This is a genomic window from Streptomyces sp. 3330, from assembly GCF_031456635.1.
Taxonomy (GTDB): Bacteria; Actinomycetota; Actinomycetes; order Streptomycetales; family Streptomycetaceae; genus Streptomyces.
The window spans coordinates 140437-155635 of record NZ_JAVDVA010000003.1 but is presented as its reverse complement, the minus strand read 5'-3'; the positions used below and the strand labels follow the sequence as shown (position 1 = coordinate 155635).

The window sequence follows — 15199 nt, the reverse complement described above, 5'->3', positions numbered from 1 at the left end:
GCCCGGCGCGGGCCGGCCACCCCACCCGGCCGGCCAGGAGGGCGGCCGGGAAGGCGGCGGTTCAGCACTCGCCGACCGAGGCGTCCTCGGGCAGGCCGAAGTGGGCGCGGGCCGTGGCCTCCAGGGTGCGGGGGGACATCGGGTCCTGGAGGGAGGACCGGGCGAAGACACCGAAGTGGGACTCCGTCCACCGCCCGTACCCGTCGCCGTCCGGCGGCTCCTCCCGGGCGACGACCCGGTAGCCCCCGGCCGCCGCCTCGTCCCGCTCCAACCGCACCACCTGCGGATACTGTCCGGCACCGCACTCGACGAGGCTGTCGTCCTGCACCCCGTACTCGACGCACAGCGTGTTGACGCCGGCCCGCACCTCGCCCGCGTGCTCCTCCAGTTCCAGCGCCTTCGCCTGGCAGAACCAGCGGGACCGGAGCGCGGGCACGGTCTCGCCCTGGCCGCTCCCCCGCGACTCCGCCGCGATCCTCGCCTCGATCACCGGCCGTACCTCGCTCCACAGCCGCCCGTCGATGTCCTCCGGCCACATCACCCAGGTGCCCGTGGCCGCCAGCACCGCCGCGGCTCCCACGCCGACCGCACCTCTGCGGAACGACAGGACCGACATACCGTGACTCCCCACCGCGTCGCGCCCATCGCGCTGCTCCCCCGGTGAGACCGACGAACGCAGGTCAGGGTTGTGCGGGGCCGCCGGGAAGAAGCGGACCGCCGCTACGGCGCGCCGTACGGCACACTGGAGGTTTGGCCCGTGCGGAAGGGATGGCGTACGTGAACGGACCGCTGATCGTCCAGTCGGACAAGACTCTGCTCCTGGAGGTCGACCATGAGCAGGCGGACGACTGCCGTCGCGCCATCGCGCCGTTCGCGGAACTGGAGCGGGCGCCGGAGCACATCCACACCTACCGGCTGACCCCGCTGGGCCTGTGGAACGCGCGGGCCGCCGGGCACGACGCCGAGCAGGTCGTCGACGCGCTCGTGCAGTACAGCCGCTACCCGGTGCCGCACGCGCTGCTCGTCGACATCGCCGAGACGATGGACCGCTACGGCCGTCTGACCCTGAGCAAGCACCCGGCCCACGGCCTCGTGCTCACCACCACCGACCGGCCGGTGCTGGAGGAGATCCTGCGCTCCAAGCGGGTCGCTCCGCTGGTCGGCGCGCGGATCGACCCCGACAGCGTCGCCGTGCACCCCTCCGAGCGCGGGCAGATCAAGCAGACGCTGCTGAAGCTGGGCTGGCCGGCCGAGGACCTCGCGGGGTACGTCGACGGCGAGGCGCACCCGATCGAGCTGGCCGAGGACGGCTGGGCGCTGCGGCCGTACCAGAAGCAGGCGGTGGAGAACTTCTGGCACGGCGGCAGCGGGGTCGTGGTGCTGCCGTGCGGTGCGGGCAAGACCCTGGTCGGCGCCGGGGCGATGGCCCAGGCGAAGTCGACCACGCTGATCCTCGTCACGAACACCGTCTCCGCGCGGCAGTGGAAGCACGAGCTGGTGAAGCGGACGTCGCTGACCGAGGAGGAGATCGGCGAGTACAGCGGGACGCGGAAGGAGATCCGCCCGGTCACGATCGCCACCTACCAGGTGCTGACGACCCGGCGGAAGGGCGTCTATCCGCACCTGGAGCTGTTCGACTCCCGGGACTGGGGGCTCATCCTCTACGACGAGGTGCACCTGCTGCCGGCGCCGGTCTTCAAGTTCACGGCGGATCTCCAGGCCCGCCGCCGCCTCGGCCTGACCGCGACCCTCGTCCGCGAGGACGGCCGTGAGTCGGACGTGTTCTCGCTGATCGGGCCGAAGCGGTTCGACGCGCCGTGGAAGGAGATCGAGGCGCAGGGCTACATCGCGCCCGCCGACTGCGTCGAGGTCCGGGTCAATCTGACGGACTCCGAGCGGCTGGCGTACGCGACCGCCGAGGCGGAGGAGAAGTACCGCTTCTGCGCGACGACGGCGACGAAGCGGAAGGTGACGGAGGCGCTCGTCCGCCGTTTCGCGGGCCAGCAGATCCTGGTCATCGGCCAGTACATCGACCAGCTGGACGAGCTGGGCGAGCATCTGAACGCCCCCGTGATCAAGGGCGAGACCTCCAACGCGCAGCGCGAGAAGCTCTTCGACGCCTTCCGCGAGGGCGAGATCAGCGTGCTGGTGGTGTCCAAGGTCGCGAACTTCTCGATCGACCTGCCGGAGGCGACGGTCGCCATCCAGGTCTCGGGCACCTTCGGCTCGCGCCAGGAGGAGGCCCAGCGTCTGGGCCGTGTCCTGCGCCCGAAGGCGGACGGCCACCAGGCCCACTTCTACTCGGTCGTGGCCCGGGACACCCTGGACCAGGACTTCGCCGCGCACCGCCAGCGCTTCCTGGCGGAACAGGGCTACGCGTACCGGATCATGGACGCGGACGAACTGCTCGCGGGCGAGGCCTGAGTCACCTGCGGCGGCGGACGCCCGCTTCCTCGCCGTACTCGCCCAGGATGATCACGTCGAAGGCGGCGGCCGCGAAGACCTTGACGGCGCGCAGAGCGTCGCCGAGGCGGTGGCGGTGCGCATCGGACAGGGAGGTCGCGCCGGACGGGCGACCGGGGGCCGGGGTCAGGGTCGCTGCACTCATGTCTCCATGATGGGCTCCGGGGCATGAAGCGGGCATCCGTCCCAGGTCCCCGTTCGGCCTACTCCTCGGGTACACCCTCGGACGGGGGTCTCCCCTACGGGACGGAGGGCCGCCGGGCAGGGGTGCGGAGCGGTTCCGGGGGCGCGGGAGGGGTTCCGGCGGGGGCGCGGGAGGGGTTCCGGCGGGGGCGCGGCCGGATAAATGCGTTGGCACGCTCCTCTCCCGTTCACCTACAATCTCCGCTCTTGCCCGCCTCCCTTCCCGGAGTGCCGCCGTCCGGACGGAAACCGGACGGACCACCGCAGCGCCCCCCTCAGCCGGTCCGGAGGCACCCCCTTGTCCACGCCGTCCACGTCGTCCGCGTCGTACCCGCCCGTCGACGACGATCCGCTCGCCCGCGAACGCGCCCACCTCGCCTCCTCCCGGAGCGCCCTGCGTGCCATGCGCGAGGACGTCGAGGCCCTCGACATCAGCGACGTCACCGCGAACTGGGTCAACGCCCAGATCCTGGGGCGCCAGATCGAGGAGCGGATCAAGGCGCTCGCCGACCTCAGCGACACCCCGCTGTTCTTCGGCCGGCTCGACTACCTGCACGCTCCCGGCGCCGAGCGGGCGGAGGGCGCGGAGGGCGAGCAGTTCTACATCGGGCGCCGCCATGTGCACGACGGCGACGGCGACCCGATGGTCATCGACTGGCGTGCGCCGGTCTCGCAGCCGTTCTACCGGGCCTCGAAGAAGGACCCGATGGACGTCGGGCTGCGCCGCCGCTTCGGTTACACCGGCGGCGACCTGACCGCGTACGAGGACGAGCACCTGTCCGACCCGGCGGAGGCGGCACGGACCAGCAAGCTGCTCCAGCGCGAGATCGAGCGGCCCCGCGTCGGTCCGATGCGTGACATCGTCGCCACCATCCAGCCCGAGCAGGACGAGATCGTGCGCAGCGGGCTCGGCGGCACGGTCTGCGTCCAGGGAGGGCCGGGCACCGGCAAGACGGCCGTCGGTCTGCACCGGGTGGCCTATCTGCTGTACGCCCACCGCGAGCGGCTCGCCCGCACCGGCACGCTGGTCATCGGACCGAACCGGTCCTTCCTGCATTACATCGAGCAAGTGCTGCCCGCGCTGGGCGAGTTGACGGTACGCCAGGGCACGGTCGACGACCTGGTGGCCCACGTGGAGGTGCGGGGCACGGACGACGCGGCGGCGGCGGTCGTCAAGGGCGACGCGCGGATGGCGGAGGTGCTGCGGCGGGCCGTCTACGCGCACGTCAGCATGCCGAGCGAGCCGCTCGTGGTCGTGCGCGGCTCGCGGCGGTGGCGGGTTCCGGCGTACGAACTGGAGGAGATGGTCCGGGAGCTGCTGGACCGGGACATCCGTTACGGCGCGGCCCGCGAGGCCCTGCCGCAGCGCATCGCGCACGCCGTCCTGGTGCAGATGGAGCGTTCGGGCGAGGCCCCGGACGACCGGGTGCAGGACGCCGTCGCCCGCAACAGCGCGGTGAAGGCGGCCGTGAAGGAGGTCTGGCCGGCCGTCGATCCGGCGAAGCTGGTGCTGCGGCTGCTCACGGACGCGGACTTCCTCGCCGAGCACGCGGAGGGGGTACTGAGCGAGGACGAGCAGAAGACGATCCTGTGGGCGCCGCCGGGATCCGGCAGACGTCCGGCCCGGTCGGTGAAGGCGGCCAGGTGGTCGGCGGCGGACGCGGTGCTGATCGACGAGGCCACCGACCTCGTCGAGCGCACCCACTCCCTCGGCCATGTGGTCCTGGACGAGGCGCAGGACCTGTCCCCCATGCAGTACCGGGCGGTCGGCCGCCGCTGCACGACGGGTTCGGCGACCGTGCTGGGCGACCTGGCGCAGGGCACCACCCCGTGGGCGACCCGGAGCTGGGAGGAGGCTCTGGGCCACCTGGGGAAGGCGGACGCGGTGATCGAGGAGCTGACGGCCGGTTTCCGCGTGCCGACGGACGTCATCACCTACGCCTCCCGGCTGCTCCCGCACATCGCCCCGGGCCTGACGCCCGTCGCCTCGGTCCGCGAGAACCCCGGCTTCTTCGACCTGCGACCGGTCGCCGGCACCGCCGAGACCGTCGCGGCCTGCGAGGAGTTGCTGCGCAACGAGGGCTCGACGGGCCTGATCGCGGCCGACGCCCGGATCCCGGCCCTGGCCGAGGCGCTGACCGCGTCGGGCATCGGCCACCTCGCCCCCGGCGAGGAGACCACGGCCGAGACCCGCCTCACCCTGGTTCCGGCCTCGCTGGCCAAGGGCCTGGAGTACGACTACGTCGTCCTGGACGAACCGCGGGCGGTGGTCGACGGCGAACCGGACGAGCGGACCGGCCTGCGGCGGCTGTACGTGGCGCTGACCCGAGCGGTGTCGGGCCTGATCGTGACGCACGCGGCCCCCCTGCCGCCCCAGCTCGCCGACTGACCGCCTGGCGCCCGGACCGCCCGACGGCCCGACCGGCGCGCTCGGCCCGCCCGGTCTACGCGGGCCGCTCGCCGTCCACCGCCCGGCGCCACTCCTCGACGGCTCGGGCCGAGACGGGGCCGGCCCAGCCGTCCGGGCGGGCCGCGCCGCCGATGTGGAAGGCGTCGACGCCGCCGGCCCGCAGCACCGGCACATGGTCGAGGCGCAGGCCGCCGCCGACGAGGAGCCGCTGCTCATAGCCCTGTTCCCCGTGCCGTGCCGCCTCCGCGAGCAGGGTGGGCAGACCGGTGTCGACACCGGCGGCGGAACCGGCCGTGAGGTAGGTGTCCAGTCCGGGCAGGCCGTCCAGCTGCTTGCGCAGGGCGTCGCGGTCACCGGCGTGGTCGAGGGCGCGGTGGAAGGTCCAGCGGCAGCCGTCCAGTGCGGCGACGACCCGCTCCACCGCCGCCAGGTCCACCCCGCCCTCCGCGTCGAGGAACCCGAGCACGAACTCGTCCGCGCCGGCCGCCCGCAGCTCGCCGGCGACCCGGACCAGGGAGTCGACCTCCTCGGCGGCGCCCGCCGCGAAGCCTTCGGAGCGCCGGAGCATCACGCGCAGGGAGAGGTCGACGGCGGCCCGGATCCCGGCGAAGACCGCGACCGGCGGGGTGAGCCCGTCGGCGGCCATGTCGGTGACCAGCTCGAGGCGGTCCGCGCCTCCGGTCCGGGCGGCGACCGCGTCCTCGACGTCGAGGGCGATCACCTCCAGAACTGCACGCTTGCTCATGGCACCCCATTCATCGGCTACGTCGGCTTCATCGGGCGACTACAGGTCTAGTCCAATTCAGAATACGCCGGAGAACCCCGTCCGTACGCGCGACAATGGGCCCATGGCCGATCTCGACGCCCTGCGCACCCGTTTCAGCCACACCCTGGACAGGACCCGGGGCCCGGCCGACGGCCCGGACCCGCAGCCGTACGCCGACGACCTCCTCGCCCGCTGGCAGGAGCCGCAGCGGCGCTATCACACGCTCACGCACCTCACCGACGTCCTCGACCGGATCGACGTCCTCGCGGGGCACGCCGCCGACCCGGACGTCGTCCGGCTGGCCGCCTGGTTCCACGACGCCGTGTATCTGCCCGACCGGTCCGAGAACGAGGAGCGCTCCGCCCGTCTCGCCGAGCGGGCCCTGCCCGAGGCGGGTGTGCCGCCGGAGCGGACCGCCGAGGTCGCGCGGCTCGTCCGGCTCACCGTCACCCACGATCCGGCCGACGACGACCTCGACGGCCAGGTCCTGTGCGACGCCGACCTCGCGATCCTCGCCGCCCCGCCGACCGCGTACGCCGCCTACACCGCCGCCGTCCGCGAGGAGTACCACTTCGTCCCGAACGACGCCTTCCGGACCGGCCGGGCGGACATCCTGCGCCGACTCCTCGACCTGCCGAGGCTGTTCAGGACGCCGTACGGGAGCGAGCGGTGGGAGGCGACGGCCCGCTACAACCTGCGGGGCGAACTGGAACTGCTCGCCTCGTGACCGTCTCGCGCATCCCCACCGCACGCCTCACCCTCGAAAGCATCACGCCCAGCGCGGCCGCCGGACTGCGGGCGGGCGGCGGCGGAGGCTTCGTATGGCTCGACGGCGGACCGTTCGAGGGCACGCGGGACGCCGCCGGAATGCTGGTGCGGGCGTACGTGTCCGGCGTGCACCGGCCGGAGTTCGGCCTCTACGTCCTCGTGCGGCGGGAGGACGGCCGGGCCGTGGGCAGCATGAGCTTCCACGCGGCACCCGACGAGGAGGGCCGCACGGAGATCGGCTACGACCTGGTCGAGGCCGCCCGCGGTCACGGCTACGCGACGGAGGCGCTGCGCGCGCTGGCCGACTGGGCGCTGGCGCGGGACGACGTACGCCGCCTGTTCGCCGTCGTCGAGCGCGCCAACGCCCCCTCCCGCGGCGTGCTCGAACGGGCCGGGTTCGTCAGGGTCTCGGCGGGCGACGACGAGGACGCGTACGAGCGGCGCGGGCGGGAGCACCGGACGTAGGCTCCGGGGCCGACGCCCCCGCCCGAGCCTGCCTGCCTGCCCTGCGTGGCTGCCCTGCCCTGCCTGCCCTGCTTGGCTGCCCTGCCTGCCGGCACCGCCTGCGTCGCCCGCACCACCCGCCCTGGCCGCACCACCCGCCCTGGCCGCACCACCCGCCCTGGCCGCCGCACCCGCCCTGGCCGCCGCGCCCTATCCGCCCGCGCCCTTGCGGCGGCGCAGGCCGGCCGCGGTCAGCAGGCGCACCACCTCGCGGCTGCTCACCTCGACCGCCCCGGCCGCCACCATCTCGGCGTGGCGGTGCGACGGGATGTCGTAGTGATCGCGCTCGAAGGCGCGCCGGGGGACGCCCAACCCCTCGGCGAAGGTGTGCAGTTCGCCGTACGAGACATCGCTGACGAGGTGCGACCACATCCGGCCGTGTCCCGGCCAGTCCGGCGGGTCGATGTAGACGGTCACGAGGGCCTCACGAGTGCGGCTCGCCTCCCAGGGCGGGCCCCAGCGAGCCCACCGAGGCGACCTTCACGCCCGCCTTGTGGCACACCCAGTGCGGGTCGGGGCCGAGTTCGGGCTCGACCTCGAGGGCGTGCGGGTCGCCGGAGCCGCAGACCGGGCAGATCGGCCAGCGTCCGTACCGCTCCAGCAGCGCGTCCTGCACGTCCTGCGCCACCAGTCCCGCCACGTACGCCACGCCGTCCGGCCACTGCTCGACCCACCAGCGGCGCTGCACGACGGAGTCCTCGACCAGCGACACCACGTCGGCCGCGGCGACCTCGCCCGAGGCCAGATCGGCCAGCACGAGGGCGCGTGCGGTGTGCAACGCCTGTTCCAGGGGGCTGATGGGGTCCATGCACCCATTGTGCGCACTCTTGACCCCGCGCCCGAACAGAAAATAGCTTTCGGACATGACCAGGGCGGTGAAGGAAACCTTCGGTCCCGATCCTGCCGGGCTCGCGGCCAAGGTCCGCACCCTGGCGCCTTCCCTGACGCGCTCCCTGCGGCGCGTCGCCGAAGCCGTCGTGAACGACCCGGCGGGCTGCGCCGTCCTCACCGTCACCGGCCTCGCCGAACTCACCGGCACCAGCGAGGCGACCGTCGTGCGCGCGGCCCGTCTCCTCGGCTACTCCGGCTACCGCGATCTGCGGCTCGCCCTCGCCGGGCTGGCGGCGCAGCAGCGGTCGGGGCGGGCGCCCGCGCTCACCACCGACATCGCGGTCGACGATCCGCTGGCGGACGTGGTCGCCAAGCTCGCCGAGGACGAGCGGCAGACCCTCGCCGACACCGCCGCCGCCCTCGACACCGGCCAGCTCGAGGCGGCCGTCACGGCCGCGGCGGCCGCGCGGCGCATCGACGTGTACGGCGTCGGGGCGTCCGGGCTCGTCGCCCAGGACCTCGTCCAGAAGCTGCTGCGGATCGGACGCGTCGCGCACGCCCACAGTGACACCCACCTCGCGGTGACCACCGCGGTGCAGCTGGCCCCCGGTGACCTCGCGATCGCCGTCACGCACTCCGGCGCGACGCGGGACGCCATCGAGCCGCTGCGGGTGGCGTTCGAGCGCGGGGCCACCACCGTCGCCGTCACCGGGCGGCCGAAGAGCGCGGTGACGCAGTACGCCGACCACGTGCTGGCCACCTCGACCGCGCGGGAGAGCGAGCTGCGCCCGGCGGCGATGTCCTCCCGGACGAGTCAGCTGCTGGTGGTCGACTGCCTCTTCGTGGGGGTGGCCCAGCGGACCTACGCGACGGCCGCGCCGGCGCTGGCCGCGTCGTACGAGGCATTGGCCCACCGGCACCGGTAGACCGTGGAGGTGCAGACAGTTGTCCCGACCCGCACCGGAAAGAGCCCTCCCCGATGACCACCCAGCCCGACCCCAGTGAGCTGCGCGCCGCGCTCGCATCCCTCACCACCGAGGCGTTCCGTCCCGACCTCGCCGAGATCGACCGCCTCCCCACCCTCGACATCGCCCACCTCATGAACGAGGAGGACGCCGACGTCCCCGCCGCCGTCGGTGTGCGGCTCCCGCAGATCGCCGCCGTCATCGACGCGGTCGCCGCGCGCATGGCACGCGGCGGGCGGCTGGTCTACGCCGGCGCCGGCACCGCCGGGCGGCTCGGGGTGCTCGACGCCTCCGAGTGCCCGCCGACCTTCAACACCGCGCCCGGCCAGGTCGTCGGACTGATCGCGGGCGGCCCGTCGGCCGTGGTCACCTCCGTCGAGGGCGCCGAGGACTCCGCGGAACTCGCCGAAGCGGATCTGGCCGCCCTCGCGCTCACCCCGGACGACACGGTGGTGGGCGTCTCCGCCTCCGGCCGCACCCCGTACGCCGTCGGCGCGGTCCGCTACGCGCGGGCCCGGGGCGCCCTGACCGTCGGGCTGGCCTGCAACCCGGACAGCGCGCTGTCCGCCGCCGCCGAGCACGGGATCGAGGTGGTCGTGGGGCCGGAGCTGCTCACCGGCTCCACCCGGCTGAAGGCGGGCACGGCGCAGAAGCTGGTGCTGAACATGATCTCGACGATCACGATGATCCGGCTGGGCAAGACGTACGGGAACCTGATGGTCGACGTGCGCGCCTCGAACGAGAAGCTGCGCGCCCGTTCACGGCGGATCGTGGCGCTGGCGACCGGGGCGGACGAGCCGGAGATCGAGGCCGCCCTCGCGGCCACCGACGGCGAGGTGAAGAACGCGATCCTCGCCCTGCTGGCCGGGGTGGACGGGCCCGCGGCCGCCCGCCTTCTGGAGGAGTCCGGGGGACATCTGCGCGCCGCGCTCGGTGCGGCGCGCGGCTGAGCCGCACGCTCGGGGGGTGCGCATCGACTCCTCCTCCACAGCCGCCGCGATCCTGCCCCTGGTGGGCGGCCCGGCGAACGTCACGTCCGTCGCCCACTGCATGACCCGGCTGCGGCTGGGCCTCGCCGATCCGTCCCGCGCGGACGAGGAGGCGCTGCGGGCGGTGCCCGGGGTGCTCGGCGTCGTCGTGGACGACGGCTCGTACCAGGTGGTCCTCGGGCCGGGCGTGGTGACGCGGGTGACGGCCGACTTCGAGCAGCTGCTCGCCCGGCCGTCCACCGCCGACGAACTGAGCGTCCGCGGGGCCGCGTTGCGGGAGCGGCGGCGCAGGGACAACGCGACTCCGTTCAAGTCCGCCCTGCGCCGGCTGGCCGCCGTGTTCGTCCCGCTGATCCCCGCCCTGATCGGCTGCGGGATCCTCGCCGGGGTCAACGGTCTGCTGCTCAACGCCGGCTGGCTGCCCGGCCTGAGCCCCGCCCTGGCCGCCGTCGCCTCCGCCTTCATGGCGCTGATCGCCGTCTTCGTCGGCCACAACACGGCGAAGGAGTTCGGCGGCACCCCGATCCTCGGCGGCGCGGTCGCGGCGATCGTCGTCTACCCGGGGGTCGCGAAGGTGACGGCGTTCGGGGTGACCCTCGCCCCCGGACAGGGCGGGGTGCTCGGCGCGCTGGCGGCCGCGCTGCTGGCGACCCGGGTCGAGAAGTGGTGCCGCGGCCGGGTCCCGGAGGCGCTCGACGTCCTCCTCACCCCGACCCTGACGGTCCTCGTCGCCGGGCTCGGCACCCTGTACGGCCTGATGTACGCGGCCGGTCTGGTGTCCTCGGCCATCGGCACGGCGGCGAACTGGCTGCTGGCGACGACGGGCGCGTTCGCGGGGCTGGTGCTCGGCGGACTCTTCCTGCCGCTGGTCATGCTCGGCCTGCACCAGGCCCTCATCCCCATCCACACCACCCTCATCGACCAGCAGGGCTACACGGTGCTGCTGCCCGTCCTGGCCATGGCGGGCGCGGGCCAGGTCGGCGCGGCGGTCGCGGTGTACGTCCGGCTGCGCCACGACACGTCCGTCCGGACGACGATCAGGTCGGCGCTCCCCGCCGGGCTGCTGGGCGTCGGGGAGCCCCTGATCTACGGGGTGTCGCTGCCGCTGGGGCGCCCCTTCCTCACCGCCTGCGCGGGCGGGGCGGCCGGCGGCGCCTTCGTCGGCTTCTTCGCGATGCTCGGCGACAAGGTGGGGGCGACGGCGATCGGCCCGTCCGGCTGGGCCCTGTTCCCGCTGCTGGCGGGGAACCGGGGGCTGGGCCTGACGGCGGCGGTCTACGCCGGCGGGCTGCTGACGGGGTACGCGGTCGGCTTCGCGGCGACCTACGTCTTCGGCGTCACCGACCGCGTGCGGGCCGGTGCTACCGCCCTCGGGAGCCCGGCCGGGAGCGGTGTCCCGGGTGACCCGTCACCTCGCCGATCCAGCTGACGAAGTCGCCCGGGTCCAGGTCGGCGCCATGGCCGGCGTCCCAGTAGTAGGCCGTGTCGACGTGGTCGCCGAGGCCGGTCAGGCGGGTGGCGAGGAGAGCGGCCACGGACAGCGAGGTGTCGCTGTCCTTCGTGCCGAGACGTATCCACCAGTGCTTGGCGCGGTGCGGGTTGACCTTGTCGACGAGGTGGTACATCGGGTTCATCAGGTGGAGGGTGGCGGGGAGGTCGGCGTCCAGGCGGGCGCTGTCGCCGGCCTCGTGGCGGAGGCTGTACAGGGTGAAGTGGCGGGCCCTGGTCGTGCCGGTGCCGAAGAGGTTGCACTCGGGCGTGGACAGGTCGAAGGCGTCGAAGGACGGAGCGTTCTTCTTCCGGGCGCCGACATGGGTGAGGAAGTCCGCCCAGGTGAAGGTCGCCCTGCCCGCGGACCAGGTGATGAACGGGTGCGCGGCGAGGTAGGTGTCGCGGGCGGTGTCGGTCAGGGCCGCCAGGTACCTGGTGGCCGAGGGCTGGATGAACGTCTCCAGCAGATAGGTGTCCAGGTTGCGGGTGGTGAGGGTCCCGTAGCCCCGGGCGCGCAGTTTCAGGGCGGCCAGGTGGTCGGTGAACCGGGCCCGCAGGGCTGCGGAGACCGTGGCGTCGACCGTCGCGCCGGAGGCGAGCGGATTGGCGCCCCAGCACCACTCGTAGGCGGCGTCGGCGTGCTCCAGGTCGGTGATGGGGCACCAGTCGCCGCTGGCGAAGACGGCGTCGGAGGTGTCCGCCGCGCCGATCTCCGCCAGGTAGGGGTCGTACAGCGGGCTGTCGCCGGAGGCGCCGAGCAGCGCGGAGAGGGCGCCGCCGGCGCTGACGCCGGAGGAGACGATCCGCTCGACGTCGCCGGGTACGCGGCCCTTGTTGAACCTCAGGTACCGCACCGCCGCCTTGAGGTCGACGATCGCCGCGGGCGCGGTGCCGTAGAAGACGCCGTTCGCGTCGACGAGGGTGCGGCCGCGGGCGCCGGGCTCCACGACGACGTACCCGGCGGCCAGCGCCAGGGCCTGCCTGCTGGTGCCGCCGCCCATGCCGGACGCGCTGATCCCGGTGGCGTTCGCGACGGAGGACGGCAGGTAACCGCCGACGGCGTTGGCGAGGAGGATGGGCGCGTCGGAGGCGTCGACGGCGGCGCCGTCGACGGACACGGGGACGCTGACGTTCAAGGACTGGTACGCCGCGTTCACCGGTTCGGCCACGTAGGCGGCGACCTTGAAGAAGCGGTAGGTCACGCTGTGCGTGGTCCCGCTGGTGTCCTTGATGCCGATGGTCTGCTCGGTGTAGGCGGTGGGGTCGAAGACCAGGGAGGCGTCGGCCGCCGATCCGGCGGCAGCCCCGCCCCGCGCGGCCGCGGCGGCCTCCTGGGCGGACCCGAGGGCGGGCGCGGCCCCCGCCGCGGTGAGCCCCATGACCACAGTCCTGCGCTTCACTCGATTCACGTCCGTCTCTTGGGTAGGCAGCTCTTGCCGTCGCCCCTTTGCTACCACCCGCACCCCTGAATCGTCACCGAAATTGTCAACAATCACAGCCGGCGGTCGCAGTTTGGCCGAGAGCAGCCGCCCAGCGCGCCGCCCTACCCTTGGAGCCATGAACCACGCCCAGCTCACCGCGCTCGGCCGTGCCCTCCGACTCCTCGGCGAGCACGGCGAAGCGCTCACCGCCGACACCCCGGACGCCCGGCTGCACGAGGTCAAGGCCGATCTGCGGCGTGCCCTGGACCTGCTGGACGACAGCGTCGTCGGCGCCACGCCCACCACCCGCTGCGCCGAGCACCCGCACGGCCCGGTCGACGAGGCGGCCCCCGACCTGTGCCTGCTCTGCGAGACCCGCCGCCGGGCGGCCCGCCGCGCCGAGTTCAACGGCCCCGCCCCGCAGGCTCCTTACACACCCACCCCCTCGACCTCCCGCTACGGCACCCGCGCCGACCGCCCGCAGCCCCAGCAGCGCTGGCTGGCGGAGCTGTGGACCGGCCAGGAGTGGCAGCTCTGCGGGACGCCGCGCAGGGACCGCCGGGAGGCCGAGCTCTACATCGCCGCCCTGCGCCGCGGCTCACGCCCCGCGATGGCCTACCGCCTGGTGCACGAGTTCACCGACTACGAGGTGCTGCGGATCTGGGGCACCCCGGTGAAGGTCGACATCGAGCCCCTCGGCAACCTCTAGCCGCCTCCCCGTCCCTCACAGGCCATCGGGCCCGGTCTCCGACGCTCCGGACAGCAGGGGTAGCGCCGGGAAGCCGTGGCCCTCCCACAGCCGACGGGACGTCTCCTCCGGGTACGGACGCACCTCAGGCTCCGCGTCCAGGACCTGTACCAGCCTCCGCTCCGGGTCGTAGGCCGGCCAGCCCGGGTCCCCCGTCCGCGCGAAGGACGTCCACGACCGGTGGAAGCGGGCCGTCAGGGACCGGGCCTCGTCCGTCACCTCCGCCCCCGCGAACAGCAGGTTCCCGAGGTCCGCCGCGTAGGTGCCGAACAGCAGCGGGATGTCCAGGCCGTGGCATGCGCCCAGGGCGCCGCCGGCCCCCGGGGCCGGCCAGGTCAGTTCATAGACGTGGGCCCGCCCGCCGCCCGCGACCTGCGCCTCGGCCAGGTGCAGGGACGGTACGTGGAACAGCCAGTCCGACTGCACCCGCTCGTACAGCTCGCCCGCGTCCGCGTCCGGGAAGGCCGCCCGGTAGGCCTGTTCGCCCTCCGCTCCCCCGCCCGGGGCGAACAGCCGCAGCACGGCCGTCGCCTGTTCCTCGGTCACCTTGCCCAGCAGCCCGCCCAGCACGAGGAACAGCCGGAATTCCTGCGCGTTGTGACCGACGATCAGCTCGACGTCCCGTGCCGCGCCCGCCGCCAGCGCCTCCCAGGGGGTCACCGGCAGGATCTCGCCGTCGACCACGGGAGAGAACGGGGTGACCGTGGGCGCCACCTTGCCCCACCGGTCCACCCGCTGCGCCATCTTCGCGCCCAGCGCCGCACCGGCCTCGGTCAGCGTGCGCGGGTCCACCGTGCCCAGGTCGGCGGCCGTCGGACGCAGGCCCGCCTCCGCGGCGATCGCGCTCGCCAGGTCGCGGGCCAGTTCGTCGGAGAAGTAGGTGCCGGGCACGCTCTGCGCGATGGCCCGCCCGAACAGGCCCCGGGCGCTCGGCATGGCCAGCAGGGCCGCCACGGAACCGGCGCCCGCCGACTCGCCGAAGACGGTCACCCGGCCGGGGTCGCCGCCGAACGCCGCGATGTTGTCCCGGACCCACTCCAGTGCGGCGACCTGGTCCAGCAGTCCCCGGTTGGCGGGCGCGCCCTCGATCCGCGCGAACCCCTCGATGCCGACACGGTAGTTGAAGGTGACGACGACCAGGTCGCCGGCGCGGGCGAGGTGCTGGGCGTCGTAACCGGGGCTGCCGGAGTGGCCGAGCTTGTAGGCGCCGCCGTAGATCCACACCATCACCGGCCGGGCGTCCGACCGGTCCGGCTCCCGTTCCGGTGTCCAGACGTTGACCGTCAGCCAGTCGTCGCCCGCCGGGACGTCCGCGATCGCCGCCCGGCCCTGGATGCCCGCCTCCTGCGGGGGTGGCGGGCCGAACGCGTACGCCTCCCGTATGCCCTCCCAGGGGCGGGGCGGGCGCGGGGCCCGGAAGCGGGCCTCGCCGACCGGTGGCGCGGCGAAGGGGATCCCGCGAAAGACCGTCAGATCCCCCTCGCGGCGTCCCCGTACGGCACCGGCGGTGGTACGGGCGACGAGCCGGTCGGCGGCGTCGGTGGCGTCGGGTGTCTTCATCGATCACTCCTGAAAGGGCGGCTGCTCGTGGAACGGGCGGTGACCGGGGAAAGTGCCGACGCACACGACCGGAGGCGGGCGCCGGGACACGCGACCTGGA

Annotated in this window: 14 protein-coding genes and 1 pseudogene; 8 read left to right on the top strand and 7 right to left on the bottom strand. The window is 73.9% G+C overall.

Translation table 11 applies throughout. The features are described from left to right. Positions 1–61 precede the first annotated feature (61 nt). Positions 62–616: a hypothetical protein gene (locus tag J2X68_RS06655; protein ID WP_310431501.1), complete on the bottom strand. Its 555-nt coding sequence runs from the start codon at positions 614–616 to the stop codon at positions 62–64. Positions 617–777: 161 nt separating this feature from the next. Here J2X68_RS06655 and J2X68_RS06650 point away from each other — a divergent pair, with 161 nt between their 5' ends. Continuing rightward, positions 778–2424 (top strand): DNA repair helicase XPB, encoded by a 1647-nt coding sequence (locus J2X68_RS06650; protein WP_399039409.1) that lies wholly within the window; start codon positions 778–780, stop codon positions 2422–2424. A 1-nt stretch (position 2425) separates the two neighbouring features. Here J2X68_RS06650 and J2X68_RS06645 read toward each other — a convergent pair whose 3' ends face one another. Beyond that, entirely contained in the window at positions 2426–2608 is a 183-nt protein-coding gene (locus J2X68_RS06645) for a hypothetical protein (protein WP_310431500.1), read from the bottom strand. Positions 2609–2944: 336 nt separating this feature from the next. On the opposite strand from J2X68_RS06645, the gene J2X68_RS06640 reads away from it, so the two are divergent. After that, a complete protein-coding gene (locus J2X68_RS06640; RefSeq protein WP_310431499.1) occupies positions 2945–5035 on the top strand; it encodes a UvrD-helicase domain-containing protein in 2091 nt (696 codons plus the stop codon). Between the two features lie 55 nt (positions 5036–5090). On the opposite strand, the gene J2X68_RS06635 is transcribed toward J2X68_RS06640, so the two are convergent. Further along, a complete protein-coding gene (locus J2X68_RS06635; RefSeq protein ID WP_310431498.1) occupies positions 5091–5801 on the bottom strand; it encodes a copper homeostasis protein CutC in 711 nt (236 codons plus the stop codon). Between the two features lie 103 nt (positions 5802–5904). Here J2X68_RS06635 and J2X68_RS06630 point away from each other — a divergent pair, with 103 nt between their 5' ends. Continuing rightward, on the top strand, positions 5905–6549 hold the full coding sequence (locus J2X68_RS06630) for a hypothetical protein (protein WP_310431497.1): 645 nt from the start codon (positions 5905–5907) through the stop codon (positions 6547–6549). Between the two features lie 11 nt (positions 6550–6560). Next, a pseudogene (locus J2X68_RS06625) lies at positions 6561–7055 on the top strand (GNAT family N-acetyltransferase); the annotation flags it as partial. 189 nt (positions 7056–7244) lie between these two features. On the opposite strand, the gene J2X68_RS06620 reads toward J2X68_RS06625, so the two are convergent. After that, the gene (locus tag J2X68_RS06620) at positions 7245–7511 is read right to left on the bottom strand and encodes a DUF4031 domain-containing protein (protein WP_310431496.1); all 267 of its coding nucleotides are present in this window, start codon (positions 7509–7511) and stop codon (positions 7245–7247) included. Positions 7512–7518: 7 nt separating this feature from the next. Further along, positions 7519–7902 carry a hypothetical protein gene (locus tag J2X68_RS06615; protein ID WP_310431495.1) on the bottom strand — a complete coding sequence of 128 codons (384 nt, stop codon included), beginning with the start codon at positions 7900–7902 and terminating at the stop codon, positions 7519–7521. Positions 7903–7957: 55 nt separating this feature from the next. On the opposite strand from J2X68_RS06615, the gene J2X68_RS06610 reads away from it, so the two are divergent. From J2X68_RS06610 to J2X68_RS06600, 3 genes are read left to right on the top strand one after another with little or no spacing between them, the layout of a single operon-like run. Then, positions 7958–8851: a MurR/RpiR family transcriptional regulator gene (locus J2X68_RS06610; protein ID WP_310431494.1), complete on the top strand. Its 894-nt coding sequence runs from the start codon at positions 7958–7960 to the stop codon at positions 8849–8851. A 53-nt stretch (positions 8852–8904) separates the two neighbouring features. Beyond that, positions 8905–9840, top strand: a complete 936-nt coding sequence (murQ, locus tag J2X68_RS06605) for an N-acetylmuramic acid 6-phosphate etherase (protein ID WP_310431493.1) — start codon at positions 8905–8907, stop codon at positions 9838–9840. 16 nt (positions 9841–9856) lie between these two features. After that, entirely contained in the window at positions 9857–11308 is a 1452-nt protein-coding gene (locus J2X68_RS06600) for a PTS transporter subunit EIIC (protein WP_399039405.1), read from the top strand. On the opposite strand, the gene J2X68_RS06595 is transcribed toward J2X68_RS06600, so the two are convergent. Continuing rightward, entirely contained in the window at positions 11241–12749 is a 1509-nt protein-coding gene (locus J2X68_RS06595) for a subtype B tannase (RefSeq protein ID WP_310431492.1), read from the bottom strand. The genes J2X68_RS06600 and J2X68_RS06595 overlap by 68 nt on opposite strands. A gap of 178 nt (positions 12750–12927) precedes the next feature. Here J2X68_RS06595 and J2X68_RS06590 point away from each other — a divergent pair, with 178 nt between their 5' ends. After that, on the top strand, positions 12928–13500 hold the full coding sequence (locus J2X68_RS06590; RefSeq protein ID WP_310431491.1) for a hypothetical protein: 573 nt from the start codon (positions 12928–12930) through the stop codon (positions 13498–13500). A gap of 15 nt (positions 13501–13515) precedes the next feature. On the opposite strand, the gene J2X68_RS06585 is transcribed toward J2X68_RS06590, so the two are convergent. Next, complete coding sequence (locus tag J2X68_RS06585; RefSeq protein ID WP_310431490.1) at positions 13516–15099, bottom strand: carboxylesterase family protein; 1584 nt, start codon at positions 15097–15099, stop codon at positions 13516–13518. Positions 15100–15199: the final 100 nt, after the last annotated feature.

What these genes read in the sequence shown, in the direction of transcription:
- murQ (WP_310431493.1), top strand. Translation starts at nt 8,905, where the DNA reads ATGACCACCCAGCCCGACCCCAGTGAGCTGCGCGCCGCGCTCGCATCC.
- J2X68_RS06610 (WP_310431494.1), top strand. Translation starts at nt 7,958, where the DNA reads ATGACCAGGGCGGTGAAGGAAACCTTCGGTCCCGATCCTGCCGGGCTC.
- J2X68_RS06585 (WP_310431490.1), bottom strand. Translation starts at nt 15,099, where the DNA reads ATGAAGACACCCGACGCCACCGACGCCGCCGACCGGCTCGTCGCCCGT.
- J2X68_RS06615 (WP_310431495.1), bottom strand. Translation starts at nt 7,902, where the DNA reads ATGGACCCCATCAGCCCCCTGGAACAGGCGTTGCACACCGCACGCGCC.
- J2X68_RS06590 (WP_310431491.1), top strand. Translation starts at nt 12,928, where the DNA reads ATGAACCACGCCCAGCTCACCGCGCTCGGCCGTGCCCTCCGACTCCTC.
- J2X68_RS06595 (WP_310431492.1), bottom strand. Translation starts at nt 12,749, where the DNA reads ATGGGGCTCACCGCGGCGGGGGCCGCGCCCGCCCTCGGGTCCGCCCAG.
- J2X68_RS06635 (WP_310431498.1), bottom strand. Translation starts at nt 5,801, where the DNA reads ATGAGCAAGCGTGCAGTTCTGGAGGTGATCGCCCTCGACGTCGAGGAC.
- J2X68_RS06630 (WP_310431497.1), top strand. Translation starts at nt 5,905, where the DNA reads ATGGCCGATCTCGACGCCCTGCGCACCCGTTTCAGCCACACCCTGGAC.
- J2X68_RS06645 (WP_310431500.1), bottom strand. Translation starts at nt 2,608, where the DNA reads ATGAGTGCAGCGACCCTGACCCCGGCCCCCGGTCGCCCGTCCGGCGCG.
- J2X68_RS06655 (WP_310431501.1), bottom strand. Translation starts at nt 616, where the DNA reads ATGTCGGTCCTGTCGTTCCGCAGAGGTGCGGTCGGCGTGGGAGCCGCG.